The sequence below is a fragment of the uncultured Aquincola sp. genome, assembly GCF_964001545.1.
In the GTDB taxonomy this organism is placed as follows: domain Bacteria; phylum Pseudomonadota; class Gammaproteobacteria; order Burkholderiales; family Burkholderiaceae_C; genus Aquincola.
Genome location: NZ_CAXFDV010000077.1, coordinates 1 through 1835, shown reverse-complemented (window position 1 = coordinate 1835; position 1835 = coordinate 1). Strand labels below are relative to the sequence as shown.

Here is a 1835-nt window from a genome sequence, read left to right as displayed (position 1 = left end):
GTCCATGTCCTTGACCTCGACCACGACGCCACCATGCAGCGGCTTGTGTTCGTGGGCGTGGTCGTGCTTGTCGCCGGCGGCGAAGGCCGAGCCGGCAAGGACGAGGGTGATGGCGGCGAAAAGGGCGTGCATCTTCATGGGAGTCCTTTCAGGGGGGGTGTCAACGGGAAACGGGTCAAAGCGCCTCGGCGTCCTTGTCGTCCATCAGCGCTTCAGCCGGCTTGCGCCCGAAGAGCCAGAACATCGCGGGCGTTAGGAAGGTGTCGAGAAGGGTCGAGCTGATCAGCCCGGAGAAGATCACCACGGCCACCGGGTGAAGCACCTCGGTGCCGGGCTGCTCGGCCTCGAACAGCAGCGGTGCCAGCGCAAACGCGGTGACCAGGGCGGTCATCAGCACAGGGCTGAGCCGCTCCAGCGAGCCGCGCAGGATCATCTTCTGGTCGAAGGCCTCGCCCTCGAAGCGCATCAAGTTGATGTAGTGGCTGACCTTCAGGATGCCGTTGCGCACCGAGATGCCCGCCAGCGTGATGAAGCCGACGAGCGCCGCGACGCTGAGCGGCTGGCCCGACAGCCACAGCCCGATCACGGCACCGACCAGCGCGAGCGGGATGTTCACCATGATGAGCGCCGACAGCGCCGCCGACTTGTAGCGGCTGTACAGCACCACGAACATCAGCGCCAGCGACACGATGGACAGCAGGCCGACCAGGCGCGACGCCTCCTCCTGCGCCTGGAACTGGCCGCCCAGGGTGATGAAGTAGCCCTCGGGCAACTTGGTCTCGGACACGACCTTGCGGATGTCGGCCACGATCTCCGACAGCGCGCGGCCCGAGGCGTTGGCCGACAACACGATGCGTCGCTTGCCATCGTCGCGGCTGATCTGGTTGGGACCGTCGCCGTCCTCGATCGTCGCGATCTTCGACAGCGGGATGCGGCCGTTGGGCGTCTCGATCAGGATCTGGCCCAGGCCCTCCACCGACCGTGCCGACTCCGGCACGCGCACCACCAGCGCAAAGCGCCGGCCACCTTCGACGATCTGGGTGACCTTCTCGCCCTCGACCAAGGCCTGCAGTGCCGACAACACCTGCGGCGCCGGCACGCCGTACTGGGCGGCGGCTGCGTAGTCGATGCGCACCTTGATCTGCGGCGCCAGCACCTGCTTCTCGATCTGCAGGTCGGCGATGCCGGGGATGGTGGCCAGCTTCGCCCGCAGCGCATCGGCCTGGCCGCGCAGCGCATCGAGGTCTTCACCGAAGATCTTGACCGCGATCTGCGAGCGCACGCCCGAGAGCATGTGGTCGATGCGGTGCGAGATGGGCTGGCCGATCTCCAGTGCGGCCGGGAGGTTGACCAGCCGCCGGCGGATGTCGGCCTTGATCTCGTCCATGCTGCGCGTGAGCTCGGCCGTGGGCTTGAGACCCACGTCGAGTTCGCTGACGTGCACGCCCTCCGCGTGCTCGTCGAGCTCGGCCCGCCCACTGCGCCTACCGACGTGCGTCACTTCGGGCACCTGCTTGATGAGCACTTCCGCCTGGCGTGCCAGCGCTGACGTTTCGGTCAGCGTCACGCCCGGGTTCAGGCGCAGGCCGATCAACAGCGTGCCTTCGTTGAAGGGCGGCAGGAAGGTCGTCGGGAAGAACGGCACGGCGGCCGCGGCCACCAGCACGGCCGCGCCCGCCGCCGCCATGGCGGCCTTGGGCCGGTCCAGCACGCCCTGCAAGCTGCTGCGGTAGCGAGCCTTGAGCCAGGCCAGCACCTTGGTGTCGCCGTGGTCCAGGTTCTTCATCCGCGGCAGCAGGTAGAAGCTGAGCACGGGCGTCACCGTCACCGACACG

Annotated in this window: 1 protein-coding gene; it reads right to left on the bottom strand. The window is 67.8% G+C overall.

From position 1 onward, the window contains the following. Positions 1 to 175: 175 nt before the first annotated feature. Positions 176 to 1835: efflux RND transporter permease subunit (locus ABNT58_RS02795; protein ID WP_348751990.1), on the bottom strand; the 1660-nt coding region annotated here is incomplete at its 5' end.